The organism is Algoriphagus sp. (genome assembly GCF_024305035.1).
In the GTDB taxonomy this organism is placed as follows: Bacteria; Bacteroidota; Bacteroidia; order Cytophagales; family Cyclobacteriaceae; genus Algoriphagus.
In genome coordinates, this window is record NZ_JAMWZB010000005.1 from 130605 (window position 1) to 154177 (window position 23573).

The 23573-nt window shown below is 42.5% G+C and carries 21 protein-coding genes; 7 read left to right on the forward strand and 14 right to left on the reverse strand.

Annotated features, from left to right (window positions below; genetic code table 11):
- Positions 1-27: 27 nt before the first annotated feature.
- Both Q0L00_RS04190 and Q0L00_RS04195 read right to left on the reverse strand, forming a co-directional pair.
- The gene (locus Q0L00_RS04190) at positions 28-1125 is read right to left on the reverse strand and encodes a chorismate mutase (RefSeq protein WP_297335607.1); all 1098 of its coding nucleotides are present in this window, start codon (positions 1123-1125) and stop codon (positions 28-30) included.
- A gap of 385 nt (positions 1126-1510) precedes the next feature.
- Entirely contained in the window at positions 1511-2578 is a 1068-nt protein-coding gene (locus tag Q0L00_RS04195; protein ID WP_297335608.1) for a bifunctional 3-deoxy-7-phosphoheptulonate synthase/chorismate mutase type II, read from the reverse strand.
- A 156-nt stretch (positions 2579-2734) separates the two neighbouring features.
- Here Q0L00_RS04195 and Q0L00_RS04200 point away from each other — a divergent pair, with 156 nt between their 5' ends.
- Positions 2735-3922 (forward strand): proline dehydrogenase family protein, encoded by a 1188-nt coding sequence (locus Q0L00_RS04200; protein WP_297335609.1) that lies wholly within the window; start codon positions 2735-2737, stop codon positions 3920-3922.
- 87 nt (positions 3923-4009) lie between these two features.
- Positions 4010-5716, forward strand: coding sequence for a lysine--tRNA ligase (gene lysS, locus Q0L00_RS04205; protein WP_297335610.1), 1707 nt, complete (start codon positions 4010-4012; stop codon positions 5714-5716).
- Positions 5717-5802: 86 nt separating this feature from the next.
- On the opposite strand, the gene Q0L00_RS04210 is transcribed toward lysS, so the two are convergent.
- Positions 5803-6546 (reverse strand): DUF4197 domain-containing protein, encoded by a 744-nt coding sequence (locus Q0L00_RS04210; protein ID WP_297335611.1) that lies wholly within the window; start codon positions 6544-6546, stop codon positions 5803-5805.
- Positions 6547-6794: 248 nt separating this feature from the next.
- Here Q0L00_RS04210 and Q0L00_RS04215 point away from each other — a divergent pair, with 248 nt between their 5' ends.
- On the forward strand, positions 6795-8009 hold the full coding sequence (locus Q0L00_RS04215) for an arginine deiminase family protein (RefSeq protein WP_297335612.1): 1215 nt from the start codon (positions 6795-6797) through the stop codon (positions 8007-8009).
- 155 nt (positions 8010-8164) lie between these two features.
- Here Q0L00_RS04215 and Q0L00_RS04220 read toward each other — a convergent pair whose 3' ends face one another.
- The 8 genes from Q0L00_RS04220 to Q0L00_RS04255 form a co-directional block, all read right to left on the reverse strand.
- Positions 8165-9232, reverse strand: coding sequence for a branched-chain amino acid aminotransferase (locus Q0L00_RS04220; protein ID WP_297335613.1), 1068 nt, complete (start codon positions 9230-9232; stop codon positions 8165-8167).
- 61 nt (positions 9233-9293) lie between these two features.
- Entirely contained in the window at positions 9294-9845 is a 552-nt protein-coding gene (locus tag Q0L00_RS04225; protein ID WP_297335614.1) for a cob(I)yrinic acid a,c-diamide adenosyltransferase, read from the reverse strand.
- Between the two features lie 61 nt (positions 9846-9906).
- Entirely contained in the window at positions 9907-10623 is a 717-nt protein-coding gene (locus tag Q0L00_RS04230; protein ID WP_297335615.1) for an ABC transporter ATP-binding protein, read from the reverse strand.
- Between the two features lie 62 nt (positions 10624-10685).
- Entirely contained in the window at positions 10686-13433 is a 2748-nt protein-coding gene (locus Q0L00_RS04235) for a hypothetical protein (RefSeq protein WP_297335616.1), read from the reverse strand.
- A 38-nt stretch (positions 13434-13471) separates the two neighbouring features.
- A complete protein-coding gene (gene gatC / locus Q0L00_RS04240; RefSeq protein WP_297335617.1) occupies positions 13472-13756 on the reverse strand; it encodes an Asp-tRNA(Asn)/Glu-tRNA(Gln) amidotransferase subunit GatC in 285 nt (94 codons plus the stop codon).
- A gap of 4 nt (positions 13757-13760) precedes the next feature.
- Complete coding sequence (locus Q0L00_RS04245) at positions 13761-14510, reverse strand: lysophospholipid acyltransferase family protein (protein WP_297335618.1); 750 nt, start codon at positions 14508-14510, stop codon at positions 13761-13763.
- Positions 14503-14880, reverse strand: coding sequence for a cyanoglobin (locus Q0L00_RS04250; RefSeq protein WP_297335619.1), 378 nt, complete (start codon positions 14878-14880; stop codon positions 14503-14505). Before Q0L00_RS04250 ends, Q0L00_RS04245 begins: the two co-directional genes overlap by 8 nt.
- 29 nt (positions 14881-14909) lie before the next feature.
- Positions 14910-16262 (reverse strand): NfeD family protein, encoded by a 1353-nt coding sequence (locus Q0L00_RS04255; protein ID WP_297335620.1) that lies wholly within the window; start codon positions 16260-16262, stop codon positions 14910-14912.
- Positions 16263-16445: 183 nt separating this feature from the next.
- On the opposite strand from Q0L00_RS04255, the gene Q0L00_RS04260 reads away from it, so the two are divergent.
- From Q0L00_RS04260 to Q0L00_RS04275, 4 genes are all read left to right on the forward strand, one after another.
- Positions 16446-17663 carry a LysM peptidoglycan-binding domain-containing protein gene (locus Q0L00_RS04260; protein ID WP_297335621.1) on the forward strand — a complete coding sequence of 406 codons (1218 nt, stop codon included), beginning with the start codon at positions 16446-16448 and terminating at the stop codon, positions 17661-17663.
- Positions 17664-17821: 158 nt separating this feature from the next.
- Positions 17822-18397: a hypothetical protein gene (locus Q0L00_RS04265; RefSeq protein ID WP_297335622.1), complete on the forward strand. Its 576-nt coding sequence runs from the start codon at positions 17822-17824 to the stop codon at positions 18395-18397.
- A gap of 79 nt (positions 18398-18476) precedes the next feature.
- Positions 18477-19034, forward strand: a complete 558-nt coding sequence (locus Q0L00_RS04270) for a hypothetical protein (protein ID WP_297335623.1) — start codon at positions 18477-18479, stop codon at positions 19032-19034.
- Positions 19031-19792 (forward strand): TIGR02757 family protein, encoded by a 762-nt coding sequence (locus tag Q0L00_RS04275; protein WP_297335624.1) that lies wholly within the window; start codon positions 19031-19033, stop codon positions 19790-19792. Before Q0L00_RS04270 ends, Q0L00_RS04275 begins: the two co-directional genes overlap by 4 nt.
- Here the strand turns inward: Q0L00_RS04275 and Q0L00_RS04280 are convergent.
- The 3 genes from Q0L00_RS04280 to Q0L00_RS04290 are packed head-to-tail and all read right to left on the reverse strand — an operon-like array spanning position 19789 to position 23552.
- Positions 19789-21006, reverse strand: a complete 1218-nt coding sequence (locus Q0L00_RS04280; protein ID WP_297335625.1) for an ATP-grasp domain-containing protein — start codon at positions 21004-21006, stop codon at positions 19789-19791. The two genes, Q0L00_RS04275 and Q0L00_RS04280, sit on opposite strands and share 4 nt — an antisense overlap.
- 2 nt (positions 21007-21008) lie before the next feature.
- Complete coding sequence (locus tag Q0L00_RS04285) at positions 21009-22430, reverse strand: leucyl aminopeptidase family protein (protein ID WP_297335626.1); 1422 nt, start codon at positions 22428-22430, stop codon at positions 21009-21011.
- A 6-nt stretch (positions 22431-22436) separates the two neighbouring features.
- Positions 22437-23552 (reverse strand): alpha/beta hydrolase-fold protein, encoded by a 1116-nt coding sequence (locus tag Q0L00_RS04290; RefSeq protein ID WP_297335627.1) that lies wholly within the window; start codon positions 23550-23552, stop codon positions 22437-22439.
- Positions 23553-23573 lie beyond the last annotated feature (21 nt).

The following is a 23573-nucleotide window of genomic DNA, read 5'->3' on the forward strand; positions in this document are numbered from 1 at the left end:
CTTGAGTTTTGCTCAACCGATAAATTTTTATTTTTTAATAGGTTCTGCTTCCCTGAGTTGCTTTTCTTGTCGCTTCACGGATTCTTCATGAATGGTATAAAGCAACTCTTTCATGAATTTTTCACTGAGGTTTTTTGCCACGCCTTTTTGAGTTCTGCTTTCCATGACTTCTTTCCATCGATTGGATTGAAATACCGTCAGGTGATGTTCACGTTTGTGCTCTCCAATTTGATCGATGACTGCAAATCGTTCCTGTAAAATATCCAAAAGCTGATCGTCCAAATGATCCACGGCACGACGAAGGTCCTGAAGTCGCTCATCTGGTTTCATGTTTTCCAGCGGCTCTTTGAAATCAATCGAATCAATCATCTCTTTTAAACGGGCTGGAGTTACCTGCTGCTTGGCATCCGACCAGGCTTTGTCTGGATCATGATGGGTCTCGATCATCAGGCCATCCAGTCCGAAATTCATCGCGCGCTGCGCTACTTCCAAAAGTCCATCTCTCCTTCCTACAATATGAGAGGGGTCATTGATCACTTCCATTCCTGTCCAAACCCGCTTAAGGTGAATCGGCATAGACCAGTTGGGTTTGTTTCTAAACCGTTTATCATAGGCATCCGAGAAACCGCGGTGAATCGCTGCCAATTTATCAATTCCTACGGCGTGCATTCGTTCCAAAGCTCCCATCCACAGGTCCAAATCTGGATTCATGGGGTTTTTGACCATTACTGGAACATCTGAACCGCGAAGCGCCTCAGCGATTTCCTGCACGGCAAAAGGATTGACAGTTGTTCTGGCTCCGATCCAAAGCACGTCTACTTTGTGTTTGAGTGCCAGTTCGGCATGAGCAGCATTTCCCACTTCCACGGTAATGGGAATATTCAAGTGATGACGGACGATTTCCATCCACTTGAGTCCCTCTTCACCCACTCCTTCGAAAGATCCAGGACGAGTTCTTGGTTTCCAGATTCCAGCTCTAAAAAGCTGTGGAATCATATTTTCCTCTTTCATTTCTTTGCAAATCTGTTCGATTTGCTCCGGAGTTTCTGCCGAACAGGGGCCTGCGATGATTAGAGGGGTGGTGAGACCAAGTCCCCAATCTTTGATTTGTTTGTGTGGTTTCATACGGTTTGAGCGTTTTAAATGAAAAAAGCCCGACTCTTTCGAACCGGGCTTTTTGTGTTTTATTTTTCTTTTAGTTTTTGGCTAGGGAATACACAGCTCCGATTCGATTTTTGCTTCGAAAGTAAAAGTAAAAGAAGGTAAAATAAATCGCTGCTGTGATTAACATGCCGTAAATGTAAGGGGGGAATTTTTAAATACAAAATAAATATTGTCAATTTTTTTATCGAAATCATAATTAAATCGACAATCTTTTAAGATATTTTAAATTACATCATTCAAATTTTGTATTTCGATACTATATTTCGTTTTTATGGCAAATATGGATTAAATATTTTGATTCTATCATTTAAATTCTTGATTAAGAGTCTGGCCGAGGGCGTTTACCTTATTTCTGATCCAAAATTTCAGTTTGTTTTCGAATGGATTCCTGATGGAGCAATCCAAAAATCTCTCGGATCAAATCTGGATTAAGGGCTAACTTTTCTCCCCACTCTGGCCGCGTCTTAAAGATTTCCTTCCATCGCTCCAGCTGTAGAACCGAAACATTGTTGAGCTTTTTGTATTCACCAATTTTCTCCACAAGTTCCATTCTTCGATGCAGGGCTTCGAGTAAATCGTGGTCTGCTTGATCAATTTGTTGACGGATTTCCTCCAATTGATTAAGCGTTTGTTGATTTTGGAAGTGAACTTTTCGGGTTTTGAGCCTTTGGAGCATTTTTAATAATTCCTCGGGAGTGAGTTGCTGTTCGGCATCTGACCAAGCGGTGTTTGGGTTGACATGCGATTCAATGATTAGTCCGTCAAAATTCAAATCGAGGGCTTTTTGGCTAATACTGGGGACTAAACTTCGCTTTCCACTAATATGAGAGGGATCATTGATCATCATTACCTCAGGAAAAAGAGTGCGGAATTCCACTGCAATTTGCCAAAGTGGGGAATTTCGATGAATCACATCCCTAAAATTGCTAAAACCTCGATGAATAACCGCAAAATCAGTTATCCCTGCTTTTTGGATCCGCTCAGCAGCTCCTATCCAAAGGCTCAAATCTGCATTGACCGGATTTTTAATCATAACCGGAATCGAAATGCCATTGAGACTATCGGCAATTTCCTGCACTGTAAATGGGTTTACGGTGGAGCGAGCACCAATCCAAAAGATATCTACACCATGCTTCAATGCTTCTTCAACGTGCCGGGCAGAAGCCACTTCGGTAGCAAATTTAAAATTAAGGTCCTTTTTGACTTCAGTAACCCAGGGAAGTGCAATGGAGCCTAAACCCTCGAAGCTACCAGGCCGGGTTCGAGGCTTCCATATTCCGCCACGGATGATATTAATTCCCTTTTGGACCAGGGGAGCAATGCTGTTTTTAAATTGCTCAGGAGATTCTACACTACAGGGACCGGCGATAATCAGCGGTTTTTTGTACTTACTTTTTTCAAAAATAGCTTCCAAGTATACTGCGTTTTATAAGGTGTAAACTTCGCGTTTGGTCCTTTGGTTCGACGGGTGAAAGATCAGAATTTTATCGGCCTGAAACTTTTCAATATTCCTAACAAAAGGGAAGTAGAAGCCGTTTTTTTAATATCTTTGCACCTTTATTTGCGCAATATGCCTGTAAAACCCAAAATTTCTTTTGAGAACCTTGAAGTAGCTTTTGCTTCCAAGAGTGACGCCGAACTCCGGAAAATGTACCTGATTTTTGCGACATTGAACAATAACCTGATTTCTGAATTAGGGATCGGTTTGGCTAATTTGGCCTTCAAATTACGGTTTCCTGTCAAAGGAATCATGAAAAAGACGATGTTTGGCCATTTTTGTGGAGGGGAGACGATAAGTGAAAGTATTGAAGCGAGTAGAAAATTGGCTGAATATGGGGTGCATTCGATTTTAGATTTATCGGTAGAAGGGAAGGGGGATGAGAAAAGCTTTAACCAGACTACCGATGAGATTTTCCAGACGATAATCGAATCTTCCAAAACCAATTTTATGCCTTTCGGGGTATTTAAGACGACCGGATTGGGTGATTTTCATATTATGGAAAAAATCCAGTCGGGAAAAACGCTATCCGATCAAGAGAAAGAAGCTTTTGAGCGGGTTAAAATCCGGGTTAATCGACTTTGCAAGGCAGCTCATGATTTAGGACTAAAAATTCTGGTAGATGCTGAAGATAGTTGGTACCAGAATACCATCGATGACTTGGCCTATGAAATGATGGAAAAATACAATCGGGAGCGCTGTGTGGTGTACAATACCTACCAAATGTATCGACATGATTCTTTGGAGCGATTGAAAAAAGCCCATCAAGTGGCAGTAGAAAAGGGCTATCACTTTGGGGTCAAACCTGTGCGGGGAGCCTACATGGAAAAGGAGCGGGAGCGAGCAGAAGAAATGGGTTATCCCGATCCAATTCAACCCAACAAAGAAGCTACTGATCGGGATTATGATGCGGCAATTGAATACAGCCTCAGAAATGGGATTGCTTTGGTTTGTGCCACACACAATGAAAAAAGTTGTTTGAAACTTACCGAATGGATGGATGAATGCGATATTCATCCAAAATCAGATCTAGTTTATTTCTCTCAGCTCTATGGGATGAGTGATAACATTTCCTTTAATTTGGCCAAGGCAGGATATAATGTAGTCAAATATTTGCCCTATGGTCCTGTGGAGAAAGTGATGCCGTACTTAACCCGGAGAGCAGCCGAAAATACGTCGATCGCTGGTCAAAGTAGCCGGGAATTTGAACTGGTCAGACGAGAGATAAAGCGGAGAAAAGAGGGGAAGAACAGTAGGTAGTTGGCAGTATCCATAGGTATTTCACGCTGATAGTAGCGATTAAAAAAAGCTAATTGTAACAAGAAACATAAATCATAAAACAATAAAATGCAACTTCTGAGCGAACAGGAAATCGAACGAAGAAAGGATCGAGAAGAACTCATCAGATTGGGGGTCAATCCCTATCCTGCGGAGGCTTTTCCGATCAATGTGACAGCAGAGGATATTCATCGAAACTACGAAAACCGGAAGAACGATTACAAGAATATTTCCATTGCAGGGCGATTGATGAGTCGTCGGATCATGGGTTCGGCTTCTTTTGGTGAGATTCAGGATTCTACGGGAAGATTGCAGATTTATGTTCGAAGAGATGACATTTGTCCAGAGGAAGACAAAACTTTGTATAATTCGGTTTTCAAAAAACTCCTGGGCATCGGTGATTTCATCGGGGTGAAGGGTTATATTTTTACAACTCAGACCGGTGAAATTTCATTGCACGTTACCGAATTGAAGGTTCTTTCCAAATCAGTGAAGCCGCTTCCTGTGGTCAAGCGGGATGAACAGGGGAATGTTTACGATGGATTCACCGATCCGGAGATGCGCTACAGGCAACGCTACGTGGATTTGACCGTCAATCCTGAAGTAAAGCAGACCTTCATCACCCGGTCAAAGATTATTTCTTCCATGCGTCGGTATTTTGACGATCATGGCTGGTTGGAAGTGGAAACACCGATATTGCAGGCAGTTCATGGAGGAGCGGCTGCAAGACCTTTTCAGACCCATCACAATACCTTGGATATGCCGCTTTTTTTGCGGATTGCCAATGAGTTGTACCTCAAGCGATTGATCGTCGGCGGATTTGATGGGGTGTATGAGTTCGGGAAAATGTTCCGCAATGAGGGAATGGACCGGACGCACAACCCGGAATTTACCTCCATGGAAATCTACGTAGCCTACAAAGATTACATTTGGATGATGGAGATGGTGGAGGATTTGTTGGAAAAAGTGACCCTTGCCATTCATGAGGATACCAAGGTAACAGTAGGTGAGCGGGAAATTGATTTTGCGGGACCCTACCGCAGGCTGAGTATGTATGATTCGATCAAAGAATATGCAGGAATCGACGTCAGCAAAATGGAGGAACCTGAACTTCGCAAAGTCTGTCAGGAGATGGGAATCGAAGTGGATAATTCCATGGGTAAAGGAAAATTGATCGATGAGATTTTTGGGGAAAAGGTCGAAGCAAATCTAATTCAGCCGACTTACATTACCGACTATCCGATTGAGATGACGCCTTTGGCTAAAAAGCATCGAACGGAGCCCGGTTTGGTGGAACGATTTGAGCTTTTTGTCAATGGAAAAGAAATCGCAAATGCCTACACTGAGCTCAATGATCCGATCGATCAGCGCGAACGGTTTGAAGAGCAGTTGAAGTTGGCCGAACGAGGTGATGATGAAGCGATGGCAATGGATGAAGATTTTCTTCGGTCGTTGGAATACGGCATGCCTCCGACCTCGGGACTTGGAATCGGCATCGATCGATTGACCATGCTGTTGACCAATAAAACGACGATTCAAGAAGTCCTTTTCTTTCCGCAAATGCGTCCGGAGCAAAAGCCAATCGAACTCAATGAAGAGGAAAAAGCGGTTTTTGAATTAGTTAAAAAGGTAGAATCAGCCGAGTTAAATGAAATTAAGGCTGAAGCTGGGCTCAGTAATAAAAAATGGGATGTCGCTGTCAAATCGTTGACTAAGCGAGGATTGGTTACGGTGAAAAAAGAAGGAGAATCCCTGATGATGACCTTGGTCAAGTAAGGCAAGAATTTAAGCTAAATTCCATTTACCATTGGGTAAAATGATTGGGAAGAAGCCTGTCGGAATTTGATTTCCGACAGGCTTTTTTAATCGTATTTTCGTTGGCGCTCGGCATAGCCAAATACTTTTTGAAGTAATGGGCTGGTTCGCGCACTGATATTTTCCCGGATTTTCAATTCCTCTTTCGCAATTTCTACAAAAAGTCCATCAATGGCTTTTTGAGTCACGTAGGAGCCTAGATCGGTATCGACTTTTTTAACAAATGGAACTTGGTTGTATCGCTCGATGACTTCACCCCAGTACTTGGTGGCATTGACTCTGGTGAGACTCTGATCAATGATCGGGGCAAATTTCACGGTTAATGAATCGGTAGTCGTCCGTTCGAAATATTGGGTAGCCGCATTTTTTTCACCCAGGAGAATATCCTGCACGTCTTGCAAAGTCATCTGTTTGATAGCGGCAGTAAAAATCGGTTTGGCTTCCTTGGAGGCATCTTCGGCAGCCCGATTGAGGCTGAGGATGACATCATCGCAGAGTTTTCCCAAGCCAATATTTCGTAAGGTGTTTTCAACTTTTTTGGCTTCCTCAGGAAAAAGGATTTTGACATCGAGATTTTCCAAAAAGCCATCTTCTGCAGAAAGCCGGTCCGCAGAGATTCCCGTTCCTTTTTCCAGGGCTTCTTTGATTCCTGCGGAGATTTCAGAGGTACTGGGGTTTCCGGTGGCTTGCTCCAGAATTTTGGTTAATTGTGCAGTCGATTCGCAGGAGGTGAGAAAGAATATCAAGCTACTAAAGAGTAGCATTAATGAAGTTGGTTTAACTGATTTCATAAGGGATCGTTTGAAAGTGAAGGTACGAAAAACTAGCGTCGATGGGTTTTAATCTTTGCCGATAAGTTGGAATAATCAAACTTGGGATTGCTGTTGCAAAATCTTAGCCAGTACCATGGGGTGACTCGGAGTTCTATTTAAAAATTCAGGAATGAAAATCCTTTTTGATTATTTTTTGTCTAATCAAATCACTTTTTAATTTAAAAATCAGTAATTTATCAACTATTACTTTGTAAATCTACTAGGAAATGAATCTTCGAATCAATTCAGAATATGGCACCTTGAAAGCCGTTTTGATGCATAGACCTGGAAGGGAAATTGACCGGCTAACCCCTTATAATAAGGAATTTTTGCTGTTTGAAGACGTGCCTTATTTGGAGGCCTTACAGAAGGAGCACGATTATTTTTCCAACGTGATCAAAGAATCTACCGGAGCCCAGGTATATCAGTTGCGGGAGCTTTTGATTCGAGTCTTATATGATCGGGAGATTTTATTGAAACTGATCAAGGAATCGCTGCAACGCTCCGGATTGGTTCAATTGGCAGAAGAAATTTTGGAGCGGTTCTCGACCGCAGAATGTTCCGGAATTTTAACAGCTGGACTTAAAGTTCATGAATTGCGGAAGAAGATGCCGCAACTTGATGCGGGAGAGCTATTGGAATACGCCTTTTTGATTTCTCCCTGCCCCAATTTATATTTTCAACGAGATCCCATGGCTTTGACTCCGGGAGGAATTATTTTTTCCTCGATGAAAATGGAGGGGAGACAACGGGAAGCGGATTTGCTCCGGACCATTTTTGAAAACCATCCTGATTTTAAAGATCATGTCAATTTACTTTATCCGGCTAATGGGTATAATCATCCTCCGAGTATTGAGGGTGGCGATGTGATTATTCTTTCCCATGAGGCTGTGGCAATTGGTAATTCGGAACGAACCGATGAAAAGGCTATTTACCAAGCGGCAAAAGCACTTTTGGCGGAAGAGACCGTTCAGCGGGTCTATGAGGTTCATTTGCCGGAGAAGCGAAATTACATGCATTTAGATACGGTATTTACCATTCTAGATGAAAACTTGGTATTGACTTATCCTGATGCAATGAATGCGGTACTTAAGACATCCTGCTACACCCTGAAGGAAATTCAGCATGACAAGGTTCATATTCGAAGAGAAGTGCTTCAGGAATCACTTCTGACTGTACTGGAACGTGAAATTCCGCATTTGGAAGTCTTGGCTACAGCAGATGGCAATCCGGATTATTCTATGCGTGAACAATGGTTTGATGGGGCAAATGTCTTTGCGATCGGACCCCGCCGGGTGATTTCGTATAACCGAAACATTCACACGAACCGCGCTTTGCGAAACATGGGAGTGGAGGTGTTGGAAATTCCCTCCTCCGAACTTAGCCGGGGGCTTGGAGGACCCCGATGTATGACCATGCCCTTGAGTCGGGCAAGGGTTTAAAATGAGAGGTCAGCCGCTAAAATCTCTTAGATTTTCTCCCGTTCCCATTTCAATAATTCGAATTCTAAAACTCATCAACTGGAGTGATAGTTAATTCTCCCTTCTTTCCAAAAGGCCGAAAAAAAAAGCCAACTTCTCAGCTGGCGATTGGTTGATTAAAACTTCATGATCCAATTATGCGGGTCGGATTTAACTCCATATTTAATACCGTCTAATTCGGCCAAAACCCGATGAGAGAAGGCGTCTTGAGACTTTTCTGGCAGTTTATAGTCTTTGCCATCAATATGAATCAATTGGATATGGGCAATGGTTGCGGCTGTACCGGTACCAAATGCCTCTTCCAATTCTCCTTTTTGAAGGGCGCTTTTTAATTCATCGACGCTTAAAAATCGCTCCTCAATTGCTTGTCCCCAGTCTTTTGCCAATTGAATTACCGAATCCCGGGTAATTCCCTTGAGAATGGTTCCAGTATGTGTGGGGGCAGTCACCAAAGTTCCATTGATTTTAAACATCACATTCATGGTTCCGCTCTCTTCAATATGGCTATGACTTTTTCCATCGGTCCAAAGTAGCTGATCGTAGCCTGCTTTTTGCGCTTGAAGTGCAGGGTAAAGTGATGCTGCATAGTTCCCTGCAGTTTTGGCGGCGCCTGTCCCACCTTCCGTAGCTCGGGTAAATTTGGTCTCTACTTTCACGCTTACTGGCTTGGAATAATAATTTCCAACAGGACAGGTGAAAATGATAAATTTGTAGGTATCAGAAGGTTTAACCCCAATATAATCATCGGTAGCAAACATAAATGGACGCACATAAAGTGAAGCTCCTTGAGCAGTGGGCACCCAATCCCGGTCCAGATCAATGAGTTGGGTAAGCCCTTCCATGAAGATTTCCTCAGGCAAAGAAGGCATGCACATCCGTTCTGCTGATTCATTAAGTCTACTCCAATTGGCATCCGCCCGAAAGATGATTACCTCTCCATTTTCGTTTTTATACGCTTTTAATCCTTCAAAAATCGATTGTCCATAATGAAGGGCAGCATTGGATGGATTGAGATGCAGTGGCGCATAGGGTTCGATTCGCAAATCTGTCCATTCTCCATTTTTGTAATCTGCTACAAACATGTGATCGGAGATGGTCTTTCCAAATACCAAATTAGAAAAATCGGTTTCTGAAAGTCTAGAATTTTGGGTCTGCTTAACCGGGATCGCGAGAGAAGTTTTCATGTGAATTTAGGTTATGGCCTTTGCCTATGGAGAGAGGATTTTAAGATCCTCAAAATCAAAATTAGTGTGTTCGTGGCTTCCAAGTGACTTCCTCAACTTCCAGTTCAGCAGCCATTTTTCTGCCCAAAACAAAGAAATAATCAGAAAGTCGATTTAGGTATTTGATTACAAGCTCGTTGACCTGCTCATAGGATGCTAGCTCGACCACAATTCGTTCTGCTCTGCGACAAACCGTACGGGCCAGATGACAAAAAGAGACGGATGGATGTCCGCCGGGTAAAATAAATGCAGTCAGCGCCGGAAGTTGAGCTTCCATAAGGTCCATTGCTTGTTCAAGGGCCAAAATATCCTCATCCTGCAAATCTGGCTTTTTTACCTTTTCCTTGCCAGGTACCGTAGCCAAGTCAGCTCCCAAAGTGAAAAGCCTATCTTGAATGGATTTTAAGAAATCACTTCTTTTTTCGTTTACAGCCTGATCTCTTACTAAGCCCACATAGGAATTGAGCTCATCCACCGTTCCGTAGGCATCGATTCTAAGGTCGGATTTGGGTACTCGTACCCCTCCGAGTAGTGATGTGATTCCTTGATCTCCTGTTTTTGTATAGATTTTCATTCCTTAGCCCTTCGATTCTGCCACAAAAATAAGAATCTATTTTAGATTTCTTGCTTTCCATTTAGGCATGTACAGCTGCTCCTCGGGTTGGGTTTGGATTAACTGTGTCGCTCTCGACCAAGCCGTCTCTCAATCGGACGATTCGATGCGCATAATGGGCAATATCATCTTCGTGAGTGACCATTATGATGGTGTTTCCTTTGGAATGTAATTCATGAAATAGTTCCATGATGCCATAAGAAGTTTTGGAGTCCAGATTACCGGTAGGTTCATCGGCTAGGATGATACTGGGATTATTCACCAAAGCACGAGCAATGGCTACGCGTTGCCGCTGACCTCCGGAAAGTTCATTGGGTCGGTGTTTGGTTCGCTCACCCAATCCTACATTGCTCAATGCCTGAAAAGCGATTTCTTCTCTTTCGGCCTTAGCATATCCCGCATAGACCAAGGGTAAAGCGACATTTTCCAGACAGCTGGCTCTGGGCAAAAGATTAAAAGTTTGAAAAACAAATCCGATTTCTTTGTTTCTGATTTCAGCAAGTTCATTTTCTGTCATGTCGCTGACATCCTTGTTATTGAGAATATAGCGACCGGAAGTTGGGGTATCAAGACATCCGATGATATTCATTAAAGTGGATTTTCCAGAGCCGGATGGCCCCATAAAGGCCACATATTCGCCACGATTAACTTCAATAGAAACGGATTTGAGGGCCTGGATTACTTCAGCTCCCATTTTATAGGTTTTATTGATTTGGTGGGTTTCAATTACTTTGGTCATGTGGCGTAGATTTAGTTTCGCTTAAAAATAGAATCAATTTGTACAAATTACGAGAATATGGGCTAGAAGTTTGATAATTGGAGTCTTTCGAGTTCGGCTGGCTGTACCCATTGGCTGAGTTGCTCCAAAGCTCCGGTGGCATAATTGTCCAGTCCAAGTTCTCGGGCTAATCTTACTTTTTTGATCCAAAGTAAAGGGTCTTGATTGAATTCGGTAGCTGCATTTACCAATTCGTAAGCTTTCAGCGGATCATTTTCTATACTCGCAGCGGACCAGATCAGAGGACTCAAAAACGGATTGCTTGTCAACTCATCTCCAATTTCCAGAGCCTCCATCAAAGCATTCACCGATTTCTGGTTTTTGAAGTCTGGATTGGAAAGAAAGGTCTGAAGGGCCGGAGATTCTCCTCGAAATTCTTGGATGGATCTGCCCAAACTTTCCAATTGATCTCGATTTAACCCGTGGGCCTTAAAGGCTAAGACACGTACTGCCAAATCACTTTTTAATTCCTCAGAGGCGAGCTGATTCCATTGATTAAAAGCGACCTCCGGGATCAATTGGTGGATTTTTCGAATTATTTCCAGATACTGTCGCAAATTTTCGTCTGAATCGAGGAAAAAATCGGGGATTTCAAGATTATATTTTTCTCTCATTTCAAGCGCTTTTTCAGCATACCCTCCCAGCGTCAAAATAATCCAATGATGAGGTTTAAATGCTTGAAAACCTTTTTCTTCTGCGGCAATTAGTTCTCGTGAAGCGCGGGAAAAATCAGCCTGCTGTGCTAAAATGCTGGATGAAAGATGCAAGAAATAACCCGCATCGCCGGGATTTCGAAAGGCTAATCCGTTGAGGTTTTTTACCGCATCTGTGATCCTCCCCGCACCAAGGCTTCGGATAACAGCGGTTTCTTGAAGTGACATGATGTAATCTGCCATGTTTGGACTTGTCCAGAGCGAATCCAGCATAGCGAGATCTCGCTCAGGCTGATTAAAATCCTTGATTGAGAAAATATTCCGCCAGGAAGCTTGAACCAGCATAGGGCTGTTTTCAGATTCTATTTTTTCTCGTAAATCTGAGAGGAGGGATTCCTCCGGAAAATTGCCAAGTACATTTTGACGAGCCAGTTCATTGATTAATTCAGGGATTGCCTCTGGATTTTCGATTTCTGACTCATGCTTACCTGATTTGATGGAAAGCGCTGTAAAATTACTTTTCGAAATAGGGTCAGCGTTACCTTCAAGGAGATTTAGGGCATCTTGGATTCGATTGACTTTGGTATAGAATAGCGCCAGATTGTTTTTAATCCGGTGATCTTCGGGGAAATACCGAAGTCCATTTTCCAAATAATAAATCGATTCAAAAATTTTGTTTTCGCGATGCAATCTATCGGCAAGTAAAAGGATATTATCCACTTGGGGCGCCTCTGAAAAACTTTCCTCCAAATGTTGCTTGGCTAATGTAGGCTGATTTAATTCGAAGAGAAGCTGGGCGGTGGTATTTTTTGCTTTGGGATTGTTTCGGTATCCAGACCAAGCGTTTTCATAGATAATACTGGCTTCGAGTTTCTGCCCACTTCGGTAATAATAATCCCCCAATATCTGATTGCTGAGTGCTTGGGCTTGTACTCCCACAATTCCTTCGGTAAAAGCAATAATGACGAGCATGGAAATCATCCCACCAATTCTGAGGTGGTAATAGGGAAGCGAAAAGGGCTTAAAAATAATTTTGTCTATTGCTTTTCCGCTATCCATGATGGAAAGAAAATTGGTAAAGAGATAAATCAAAAAGAAAAGGGAAAAGCCGATTTGGCTGTAAACGAGCACATGTTTGAGGAGTTCTTTCCCAGGTTGATTTAGGCTAAGATCCAGTCGCCATATCAACCAAAGGGTTAACCCAAAACCTAAAAGGTAGAGTGCTTTCAGCGTGAAACTGGAAGCAATCAAATCTAGTCCTGATTTTGTTTTGACATCAAGGGTGATCCAACCCAGTATTCCGATCGGAATTAGCAAAAGCAAGGGGTTGAAAATTGGAATTAAAGCAAATGGCGTTTCCCGAAAACTCAAAAGAATGTTTCCCAGAAACAGGAGATAACTAATGCCTAAGATTAAAATCTGAAGGGAAACCCGAAAGGTTAGTTGTCGATTGGCTCGGGAAATCAAAATATAACTACCTGAAATCAGTCCGTGACCATTCCAAAATAGCCAAGCGCAGGCGAGTATTACAAGTGGAATTAAGGCATGCTCCTCCAAATAAATTGAAGCATCCTGGATTCCACTTTCGCGAATCATCACCGCAAGAGCCGCTCCCGTAAGCAGTAAATTTGTCAACAGGCGAATTGGAAAGCTCACATTTCCTCCTCGAATATGAAAAAAAACCGGTCCGGCAAAACTACCACAAATCGCCAAAATCAGTGCGTAATTGCTACTTGGTCGGCCAATATTTAATCCGTTTAAGTTGGAGAGTGTCAGGACAAGGATCCAGCTTATTCCAAATGCCAGAAAATAGAACTTCTTAAATTCGGAAACTAAACTGAGCAGCACAGCAATCAACACCCAGGTTAACATCCCGAAAAATAAGCTCTCTTGATGATGGTAAAGAGTAGGCAGGGATTTGAATTCTTGAAAAATCAGGTAATTGTCCACTAGTATCGGAAAAGAAATTGGGCCCATCTGCACCCAGTCAAACGGAATGGCTACCGTATCCAAAAAACTGACTGGAACTACGGTTTGGAAGGTCGCCGGTGAAAAGAGCAGTTGATAATACGCAAAAAGCCCTCCGGTAATACTGAGTAGGAGGGCAGGAACTAGCATGGCGTACCTAGAGCTTTCTTTTTTTCTCAAGTTCATCGTTAAAGAACCTTCGGTACACGAAAATACTGGGCATCTCGCTTCGGTGCATTTTTGAGTGCTTCCTCATGGGCCAGATGATGGCCTACTACATCCTCACGCATATCATTGATTTCAGAGGACATGGTGGTGAGGGGTTCGATTTGTTCGGTATCAAGTTCATTAAGCTTTTCGACCCAGTCCAGAATTTGACTCATGTCCTGGGACATTTTTTCAGCACTGCTTTCATCAAATTCCAAGCGAGCGAGATGGGCGATTTTCTTGATGGTCTGTTTATCAATATTCATATTTTTATTTTTCTGAGGATTGCATTTCCATTTGATGGTCACGGTCAAGTTGGTCTTGGATAACGGCAAAGCAACGATTTTTCAGGTCTTGCTCGGAGCTTTCCTCGGTAGGATAAATGGCTTCATGGATGACCATTTTTGCTTTTTTCAAATTCAAAAGCAGTTGGCCGTCATCAGGTAAAATTAGATGATTATAGCTTAAGGTGACAGGAATTATCGGGATTTGTTTTTCAATTGCTAAACGAAATGCACCATTTTTGAACGGAATCATTTTCGGGGGGTTTTGGGTATAAATACCTCCTTCGGGAAACAGCACAATGCTGCTTTTCTGTTCTAGTGCCAAAGCAACTCTGCGCATAGTCTCCGCTCGACTCTTGACCCGGCTCCGGTCTACTGCAATATGCAGTTTTTTGAAATAATAGCCGAAAAGCGGTACTTTCCGAATGGAGGCTTTTCCCACGAACTGAACATCCCCCGGAATAAATCCCATCATGGCAATGTCTAAATAGCTGAAATGATTGGCTAAAAAAAGGTAGGCTTTCCCCTTTTCGAGGGTAACCCGCTGATCGACGTGCACCGGTAAAAAGATGAGTGCAAAGTAAGTTTTTGCCCAGTATTGGTTGATTTTTCTTCCCATTTGTTGCCAACTGGGAATCCAGATGCAAATCAAAAAGAATGGGAAAATAAGCAAGAAACTCAGGACAAATAAAAGCCCTGCGTAAATCGTGTAAACCCTCCTGATCAGGTTACTCATGATTGATCATATGGTTGGCTACTTTGACGAAATAATTCATCATGAGTTCTCGCACTTCTGGCTCCAGAGACAGCTGGTCCATGGATGAGATCATGGCATTCAACCAATGATTTCTCATTTTCCCGTCGATTTTCCATTGGAGGTGACGCATGCGTAAACGGGGATGACCGCGTTCTTCCGAATAAGTTTGCGGCCCTCCAAAAACTTGAAGCAAGAAAAGGAAAAGTCTCCGCTCGGCAGGTTTAAGATCTTGCTCTGGATAAAGTATTCGAAGAGTCTCGTTTTTGGCTACTTCCTGATAAAATCCAGCGGCAAGTTTTCGGAGGTTATCCTCCCCGACCGCTTCATAAATGGACTGAAATGGATTCATGAGGCAAACTTAGCAAAATCGGGAATTTTTTAGCTTTCCTTTTTTTTCACACGGAGCGAAGTACCTTCTGTAGAAATGACGACAATCTGTTCATCTTGATCAATAAATTCTCCTCTGGAATAGGCATCGTAAATTTCTCCCTCGATTTCTACGCGCCCACTTGGACGCAATCTTGAGTGTGCTTTGCCGGTTTTGCCCAAGAGCTGATCACTGTAAAAACTGGAAGTGTATCCTTCAGCCTTGGATTGGGTGGATGCAAGTGTAATGGTGCTGAATGCTCCCCATTGATTGACTTTTGGTGTAAGCCAAAATACCAAACCCACTGCTGCCAATGCGGCAAGAATCACCGTGAGCAAAGCTGCAAAAAGATCAGCTGCCGGCACAAATTCAAAATTGAAGTCCTCATTGGGAAGCATTCCCAAAACCAGGCCTCCAAGAATAAATATGATCCCTAAAACACCAAAAATACTAAAACCCGGGATGACAAAGAGCTCCACGGCTAGCAATACAATACCCAATAGGAAAATGATCAATTCCCAGTTTTCTGCCAATCCATTGAGATAATAGGGGATAAAATACAAAACTGTGGCCACGATAGCAGCCAAAATGGGAAAGCCAATACCAGGAGTTTGAAGTTCAAAATAGATGCCTCCGATGATAATTAAAATCAAAACCCCACTGATGGCCGGATTGAGAAAAAATGAGATGATCTGTTCGGTTTCCGAAACTTCATAGACGATCAATTCGGCATCTTGAATTTTTTGAGCTTCCAAAATGTCCTCAATGGATCGAACTTCTCCTTCACAAAACCCTAATTTAATTGCTTCGGAAACCGAAAGGGTCACCACTGATCCTGCCTGGGTCACCCCTTCAATTTCGAGTTTTTCATCCACCATGGCCTCGGCAATTTTGGGATCTCTGCCCTTGGCCTCGGCCGTGCTTCTCATCATGGAGCGCATGTAAGATTGATATTTGTCCGGGGCGGCCGCTCCATCGGCTCCGTTGACTACGGTTGCCGCTCCAATACTTGAACCAGGGGCCATGTATATGCTGTCACTGGCAATGGATATTAATGCCCCTGCGGAAGCTGCATCCTTATTGATAAAGGTATAAATTGGGATTTTCGATTCCAGAATCATTGTTCGGATATCGTCCGCATCGTTTACCGCACCGCCGTAGGTGTCCATTTCGATGATGATTAGGTCGGCATTGGATGCTACTGCATCTTCCAACGCAAGCCTTACCCGTCGATTCATTGCAGGATCAATGTCTCGATCAATTTTAAACGTGAAAATCTTTTTAGTTTCCTGAGTTTCCTGACCTAGTATAGTGCTGCTAATCAGTGTGAAAAGTACGAATAGGCTGAGGTAATACTTGAGCATAGTTTTAAACTTTGTCAAAAGATAACAACGAAAATGGTGGAATGATTGATTTTTTTGAAGAAAACACCCTAAACTCCGTTGGACCGTAGGATTTTCCCAAAATGTCCACAATCCACTTCTTTAGCATAATTCTTGTTAGTAATTTAGATTGTGCCCATTAAAAGTATTTACGCCCTTAAAATTATGAGTTTCAAAAAAGCGCTTTTCTTTACCTTCGTTAGTAGTCTGTTTTCGGTGACAAGTTTTGCCGGTGAAAATTATCCTGCTCCCCTGGATTCAGTTGGGGTGGAACGAATAGGGGATAAGACTTATATTTTGCACCAAGTTGAACCCAAAGAGACACTTTTTGCGATTTCCAGAAGGTATCAAACTCCTGTAGGAGAGATCGTGGAATCGAATGAATCACTCAAATCTGGACTTAAAATCGGGCAACAGATTCGGGTTCCGTTTATTTCCAAAGCGGCGATTCCGAGTGGAGCTAATCTTCACAAAGTAAATGCCGGTGAGACTTTGTTTGCCATTTCCAAAAAATACAATGTTTCTGTCGGAGAGTTGATGGAATGGAATCAGCTTAAAGGAAATGATTTGAGCGTAGGTCAAGCCCTTATCATCAAAAAAACCGAACCGGTACCCACAAAAACCACAGCTCAAGCCAATTCGACTCCCGCAAAGAAGGAATTTGAGCAAGTGGAAAAGTCGTTAGCTGAGCAAAAGCAGATAATAGAGCCCAACCGCATTCCCAAGTCGGAGGAGCCAAAAGAAGAACCCAAAAAACCTGAACCGGAGAAGTCAGATTCAAAGAAAAATAATTTGAGAAAACCTGAAGAAAAATCAGCAAATCAAAACGCTGTCTACTCGGGTGAAAACCGAAAGCCTATTGTGCCGGGAGAATGGATTTCCCATGAGGTTCAAGCCGGAGAAACCTTATTTTCACTGGCCAATCGGTATAATGCCAAAGTAGAGGAACTCATTAATTGGAATGCCTTAAGTTCCAATAACCTTCGGACCGGACAAGTAATCAAAGTAGGCAGAGCAGCCTCTGGTCCCTCTGAAGTACCTTTGGTAGGGGAGGCGAAAGTGGTGAGTAATCCTGAAGAAATGAATCAGGTTCCTGACGGTGCGAGCAGTGGAGGATTTAAAAATATTCGGGAAACGGGTCAAGCAGAATTGATCGAGGGAACAGGCGGGCATAAGAAGTATTTGGTGCTTCATCGAACTGCTCCGGTAGGGACTATCATTCGTGTGAAAAATGAAGAAAATGATGTCACCATTTTCGCCCGTGTAGTAGGTGTATTGCCCGAAACGGGGGACAATTCCAAGCTGTTGATTAAACTTTCTCAAGCTGCATTTGATCAACTCAAAGCCGTTAATGGACGATTTCCGGTAGAGGTGATGTATTGATTTGGGAAACTATTAAAACTTAAAAAGCTGCTTTGAGGCAGCTTTTTATGCTTTTAGGCAGAGCTGGCTTGAAGAGATTGAAAAACTTAAGCCAGACTCAAACTATCCTGTTTACTTGATGTTTGATGAGTATGAATTTTAAGCTTTCAATTCGTTTTATGATCCTGGCGTTCGGGTTGTTTGTCGCCTTGGATTCCTTGGGTCAGGAAATTCCTGGACTTGAAAATTTCAACCAGACTAGATTGGAGTATAACAAAAATGGAATGCTTATTTTGGGTTCTTGGGCTGTGGGGAATATGATTTGGGGAGGACTGGCTGCGGGAAAGGAGAGTGGAGAGTTAAAGGCTTTTCATCAAATGAATCTGTATTGGAATTCAGTTAATTTGGTGATTGCGGGATTTGGGTATTGGCAGGCCACTAAAGAAAGTCCAGGTACGGATTTCTGGCAAACCATGGAAGCTCAACAGGGGATCGAAAAAATCTTATTGGTCAATGCTGCATTAGATGTGGCATACATGGCAGCAGGATTTTACCTGAAAGAAAGAGGACTTCGGAAATCAAACGATAGGCTGCAAGGATTTGGGAAATCAGTAATTTTGCAAGGAGCCTTCTTGATGGTTTTTGATGGGATCATGTATGGATTCCACCATGCCCATGCTCAGGAGCTTCCCGAGTTTCTTAAACAAATCACCTTGGGTCCGGCTGGAGTTTCTCTACGAATCCCCTTAAATTGATTCTGTCCAATTTTAGCATTAACAGTCAGATTTGTTATTGCTGTTGCTTCGAGGTAACTTTGTGAAGGAGTCTAATATTATGAATAAGGTACACTTGTTTTTTCATCATTTATTTCGGTTTATCTGGAATGCCATTTTTGTGATTTCCTATCCAATTTTAGCCAGTTTTGGGATAATATTTATAGGTCTTACCTGGTTCTTTTCCCAATTGTCCAAATTCTTGACGCGTTTCCGAACCGAGGGAAATAGGGAGGAGTTCAACGATCAGGAATGGCAAACTTTGCCGTATTCGGATGGTTTTTTTGAAGCCAAGCCCGTTAAGCAGATCATGTTTGGGCCTTCGGGATTTAAACTCCGAAGAGCTGATGGCGTTCCATCGGTGTTATCAGATTTTGTTTTTGGAAATAAAGTTCGGGTAATGGAAGAGGGAATTATTCTTGAAAAATGGAACAGTTTAGAAGCTAAGGATTTACCGGATTTCAATATTTGCCTTTACAACCCGGATGAGGACAGCCTGAGGTCCCTGACTACCATCAAATGTTTTGATTGGCATATTTCCGATCGAATTGAAAACGACCTGCTATTCAAATGGTTTGACGGAACCCAAGGGGGTGAGGTAAAGGTTTCGATTGGATGATCCAGGATTTAAAAGAATTTTTGGATGAAAAAGTCCAACAATACAATCGTCCCGGATTTATTTCGCTGGATCCGGTGTCAATTCCTCACCGCTATTCCAAAAAACAAGATATTGAGATAGCGGGGTTTTTTGCTGCAATTTTGGCTTGGGGACAGCGAAAAACCATCATCAATAAATGTTTGGAGCTTTTCAATTTAATGGATGATGCACCTCATGATTTTTTGATTCATCATCAAGAAGAGGATTTAAAACCTTTTTTGACCTTTAAGCATCGAACATTCAATGATATCGATACCCTTTATTTTATCCATTTTCTCAGTTGGTTTTATAAAAATCATGATTCCTTGGAGATTGCTTTTTTGAAAAGTCAAAGCCAAGACATGGAGCAGATTTTATCTTCTTTTCATGACTTCTTTTTTTCCTTACCGGATGCTCCACAGCGGACACGAAAGCATATAGCCACTCCAAAACGAAAAGCAGCCTGCAAGCGAATCAACATGTTTCTCCGATGGATGGTCAGAAATGACGGGAAGGGAGTGGATTTTGGAATTTGGAATAAGTTGAATCCCTCTCAACTCATTTGCCCCTGTGATTTGCATGTAGACCGAGTGGGAAGGAAACTGGGCTTGATTCGACGGAAACAAACCGACTGGTTGACAGCGGTTGAATTGACTCAGGAATTGAGGAAATTTGATCCAGAGGATCCCGTAAAGTATGATTTTGCCCTTTTTGGACTAGGGATTGAGGAGAAGTTTTAATGGAATTTTTTGACTTTGGGAGCAGCCGCTGAGGTGGAATATTCCTCGCTTAGTCGCAGCGCATAATTATCCAAAAGTGTCCGAAGACGCTTCCGATCTTTTGATCGTACGATTAAACCTGCGTGGTATTCCATGGGTACTCGGAAAAAAAGTTCAGGATCATCAAAACTGCTTAAATCCGGATTTTGGAGATGAGTAAGTGTGAGCACGATTCCACCGTAATTTTTTGCTGATTTGGGGGCTTGGTATTCCGTACCTTTTGCAATAGCATTTTCAATTTTGGCCCATTCAGCCCAAAGATTGACTCCAGTTGCAGCTTCAACCATTTCGGCAAGATAGGCTCCACCTACACGAGAAGAGGTTTCCAAAAAATAAATTTCACCATCTTGGTGACATTTGATGAATTCGGTGTGGGTAGCGCCAAATTTCATTCCAAAAGCTTTCATGATTTCATGGTTCATTTTTTTGATGGCTTTCTCATCTACCGAGCCATATTCTAGGGTGGCTGAGCGAAAAATTCCACCTTCTTGAGAAATTTCCATGGGTGTACTGAGGTATTGGGAAACCGAAAGAAATATATTTTTTCCTCCAATCATCAATCCATCCGCATGGTAGACGTCACCTGGTTTAAACTGCTCGACTAGATAGTAAAGTCGATTTTCACCCAGTTCATGAATGTTTTTCCAGAGTTCATCTTTACTGTACACTTTGATGATGCCATGAGCTGAAGCTTCCGATCGCGGCTTCAAGACCCAAGGGGCAGCAATATGATCGGCGAATTGATTGATGTCTTCGTCATTGAAGAGGGGGGAAAAGGCAGGGACTTTCAATCCAGCGTCCTGCGCTTTGATTCGCATGGCGAGTTTGTCACGGAAATATCTTCCGGTCGATTGCCCCATTCCTGAAATTCGAAGATTTTCTCGTAGAAAAGTAGCTTTCTCGACGTCATAATCATCCAAGGCAATGATGGCGTCAATTTTATGTTCTTTCATTAGTCCACCTACTCCCTGTAATAGAATATTCAGATCCCAATCTAAATCCTGTCCAGGCATAAAAAATAGCTCGTCAATTGCCTCAAAAGCCCAAGGACTTTCTTTGAGCTTCTCAGAGGTGACTAGAAAAACCCGATTTCCTTGGTTTTTTAAAGCTTTGAGAAAGGCGTTTCCTTTAAAATAATTGGAAATGCAGAGAAAAGTCTTCGAAGATTCGCTCATAATCAGCCTAGATTTTCGATTAATTTAAGCAATAAATGCACACCGTATGCGGTTGCTGATTTGGTTTTTGCAAATTCCCCATCCCCAAAGGCTACCCCTGCAATATCAAGATGAGCCCAAGAAGGGTGCTCATGGATAAATGCTTGTAAAAATTTAGCGGCAGTGATTGCTCCGGCAATGGGCTTGCCGTGAAAATTGCGAATATCGGCAATCTCGCTGTCCATTTCTCTGCCGTATACCTCCCAAAGTGGGAGACTCCAAGCTTTTTCATCGATGAGCATTCCCAGTTTTTGAATTTTTTGGGAAAGAATTTCATCATTGGAAAACAAAGCTGCAGACTCATAACCAAAAGTTCCCACTGCACTTCCAGTCAAGGTAGCAAAATCGAGCAAGCTGTCCACCGAATAGTTGCTTACCATATAGGAGAGTCCGTCCGCTAAAATCAACCTTCCTTCCGCATCGGTGTCAACGATTTCAATACTCAGGCCTGCATGGCTTCTTATGACTTCTGAGGGCAGATAGGCATGCTTGTCAATTGCGTTTTCGACAGCGGGTACTATCGTGGTCAAATTGACTGGTAGGGACAAGTCAGCGATCAATTGTGTGGCTGCCAAAACCGTGGCAGCACCGCCCATGTCTGATTTCATGAAGTGCATGCCTTTGGTTTTTATGTTGAGTCCTCCCGTATCGAATGTCACGCCTTTACCGACCAAGCCGATATGTTTTTTTGCCTCAGGATGACGATACTCAATAACGATGAATTTTGGCGGCTTGGCAGAACCTCTGCTAACGGCTAAAAATGCCTCCAGCCCCAAGTCTTTTGCCTTTTTTTGGTCGTATATGTGCACATTTATCTTCGGATTATTCTCCAGATTTTTAGCCCATTCGGCCAAAAAATCTGGTGTGACCGTATTTGGCGGAAGATCCACCAATTTCATGGCTTCGATTTTTGCCCTTCCGATTTTTTGGGCCCGATCTAGTAATTTTTGGAGATTTTTGGCCGGAGAAAGAACAGCTACTTCGAGATCATCAAAGGACTGTTTCCGCTCTTTTTTAAAAAAATCCAAGTGGTATTTCCCCAAAATCAAACCGATTACCGCAGCTTCGATGAAAGCGGAATCAAAATCTTTACAAAACTCAACCTGAATGGTTTTTTGAACAAGTTCGTGATGTTTTGAAAGGATTCTTCGAAAACCCGTTTCAATAGTTTTGTACTCCGGATCGGTTCCCAAGCCCAGTAATAACACCAGTTTTCCATCTCTTTCCAGCACGTACATGCTGTCTTTTTTCGCTGTGAAAATTTGCGAACTAATGGAGAAATCAGGTAATTTTTTAGCAAGGATTTCCTCTCTGAGGTTTTCGGTTACCGGAATGATGGTTAACAGGCTTTTATTTCCTTTCAATTCTTTGGTACTAAAATTCATAGGTTTTTATTCTGGTTTATCACTAAAAAACAACCATTCGATCGCTTTGGGAAATTCATCACTCCAAAAGCTTTCATTATGTTTCCCGTGTTCATTTATGGAAAGTCTGATTTTCATTTTCCCTTGGAGGCTTTCTCGTTTGAGCAGTCGGTTTCGTAATTTGCTCACATGCTTGACCATGGTTTCGCTTTCATCTCCCCCAGCATAAAGGTACAAGCGGGTTTCTTGAGGTTCAAAGAAATCCAAAAAGCCCAATTTAAGTTTTGGAATCACCCAAAGTGAAGGAGAAAATACCATCAGTTTGCCAAAAACTTCAGGATAAATCAACCCCGAAAAGATACTGACCAACCCACCCATGGAACTCCCCCCAATTCCAGTAAATTCCCGCTCAGGTTTGGTTCGGAACGTTTGATCCACAAATGGCTTTAGGGTGTCTGTGATGAATCGAATATACTTTTTGCCATGGCCCACTCCTAATACTGTTTGGCCAACGTTATATTCTTGAATTCGGTCGGACTCGGCATGTTCGATGGCAATAATAATGATATTGCCGATACCATAGTCTGACATAACAGCCAGCTTTTTGTCTATCTGCCAGTTGAAGGCAGATTTTTCATTGAACAGGTTTTGTGCATCATGAAGGTATAAAACCGGATAGTTTTGATCCGATGTTTGGTAATCGTGAGGCAGAAGGGCCCAGATCTTTCGGGTTTTGTTGAGCTGAGGGATTTCAAACTCCTCTGAAATTAATTGAATTTTTGGAAGTTGACTGGGCCGGTAAGGAAGCCAGTTTCTTCGCCATTTGGCTACCTTTTCAATGCGGGTAGTTTGATTGTCATTCCAATGGCGATTGGGGGTTTTGTTTCCATAGCGATCGATTTCCACTTCGGACCAGTCTCCTTTGGTGAACTTATAAATCAATTCTCCTTGGAATTTTTCATCATCGGGAAAGGTAAACTCATACTTCCCCTCAGTGATTTTGTCCATTTTGAATCTACTGTCCTGGGTAACCCATTCATTGAAATTCCCGGCAATATACACCGGCCGATGATCATCCTGAGGGGTATGTAAAATGACCGTTTTAGAAATTTGAGTTTGGCTGGCAGATTCGTTAGGTTTCATATTCGAGGTCCGCGATTTTGT

Bases quoted from the DNA above. Each gene is read 5' to 3' on its own strand.
- Q0L00_RS04210 (WP_297335611.1), bottom strand. From the start codon at position 6,546: ATGAAATCAGTTAAACCAACTTCATTAATGCTACTCTTTAGTAGCTTG.
- Q0L00_RS04200 (WP_297335609.1), top strand. From the start codon at position 2,735: ATGCCTGTAAAACCCAAAATTTCTTTTGAGAACCTTGAAGTAGCTTTT.
- Q0L00_RS04280 (WP_297335625.1), bottom strand. From the start codon at position 21,006: ATGAGCGAATCTTCGAAGACTTTTCTCTGCATTTCCAATTATTTTAAA.
- Q0L00_RS04255 (WP_297335620.1), bottom strand. From the start codon at position 16,262: ATGCTCAAGTATTACCTCAGCCTATTCGTACTTTTCACACTGATTAGC.
- gatC (WP_297335617.1), bottom strand. From the start codon at position 13,756: ATGAATATTGATAAACAGACCATCAAGAAAATCGCCCATCTCGCTCGC.
- Q0L00_RS04260 (WP_297335621.1), top strand. From the start codon at position 16,446: ATGAGTTTCAAAAAAGCGCTTTTCTTTACCTTCGTTAGTAGTCTGTTT.
- Q0L00_RS04245 (WP_297335618.1), bottom strand. From the start codon at position 14,510: ATGAGTAACCTGATCAGGAGGGTTTACACGATTTACGCAGGGCTTTTA.
- Q0L00_RS04275 (WP_297335624.1), top strand. From the start codon at position 19,031: ATGATCCAGGATTTAAAAGAATTTTTGGATGAAAAAGTCCAACAATAC.
- Q0L00_RS04190 (WP_297335607.1), bottom strand. From the start codon at position 1,125: ATGAAACCACACAAACAAATCAAAGATTGGGGACTTGGTCTCACCACC.
- Q0L00_RS04250 (WP_297335619.1), bottom strand. From the start codon at position 14,880: ATGAATCCATTTCAGTCCATTTATGAAGCGGTCGGGGAGGATAACCTC.
- Q0L00_RS04225 (WP_297335614.1), bottom strand. From the start codon at position 9,845: ATGAAAATCTATACAAAAACAGGAGATCAAGGAATCACATCACTACTC.
- Q0L00_RS04270 (WP_297335623.1), top strand. From the start codon at position 18,477: ATGAATAAGGTACACTTGTTTTTTCATCATTTATTTCGGTTTATCTGG.
- Q0L00_RS04230 (WP_297335615.1), bottom strand. From the start codon at position 10,623: ATGACCAAAGTAATTGAAACCCACCAAATCAATAAAACCTATAAAATG.
- Q0L00_RS04285 (WP_297335626.1), bottom strand. From the start codon at position 22,430: ATGAATTTTAGTACCAAAGAATTGAAAGGAAATAAAAGCCTGTTAACC.
- Q0L00_RS04290 (WP_297335627.1), bottom strand. From the start codon at position 23,552: ATGAAACCTAACGAATCTGCCAGCCAAACTCAAATTTCTAAAACGGTC.
- Q0L00_RS04220 (WP_297335613.1), bottom strand. From the start codon at position 9,232: ATGAAAACTTCTCTCGCGATCCCGGTTAAGCAGACCCAAAATTCTAGA.
- Q0L00_RS04265 (WP_297335622.1), top strand. From the start codon at position 17,822: ATGATCCTGGCGTTCGGGTTGTTTGTCGCCTTGGATTCCTTGGGTCAG.
- lysS (WP_297335610.1), top strand. From the start codon at position 4,010: ATGCAACTTCTGAGCGAACAGGAAATCGAACGAAGAAAGGATCGAGAA.
- Q0L00_RS04215 (WP_297335612.1), top strand. From the start codon at position 6,795: ATGAATCTTCGAATCAATTCAGAATATGGCACCTTGAAAGCCGTTTTG.
- Q0L00_RS04235 (WP_297335616.1), bottom strand. From the start codon at position 13,433: ATGCTAGTTCCTGCCCTCCTACTCAGTATTACCGGAGGGCTTTTTGCG.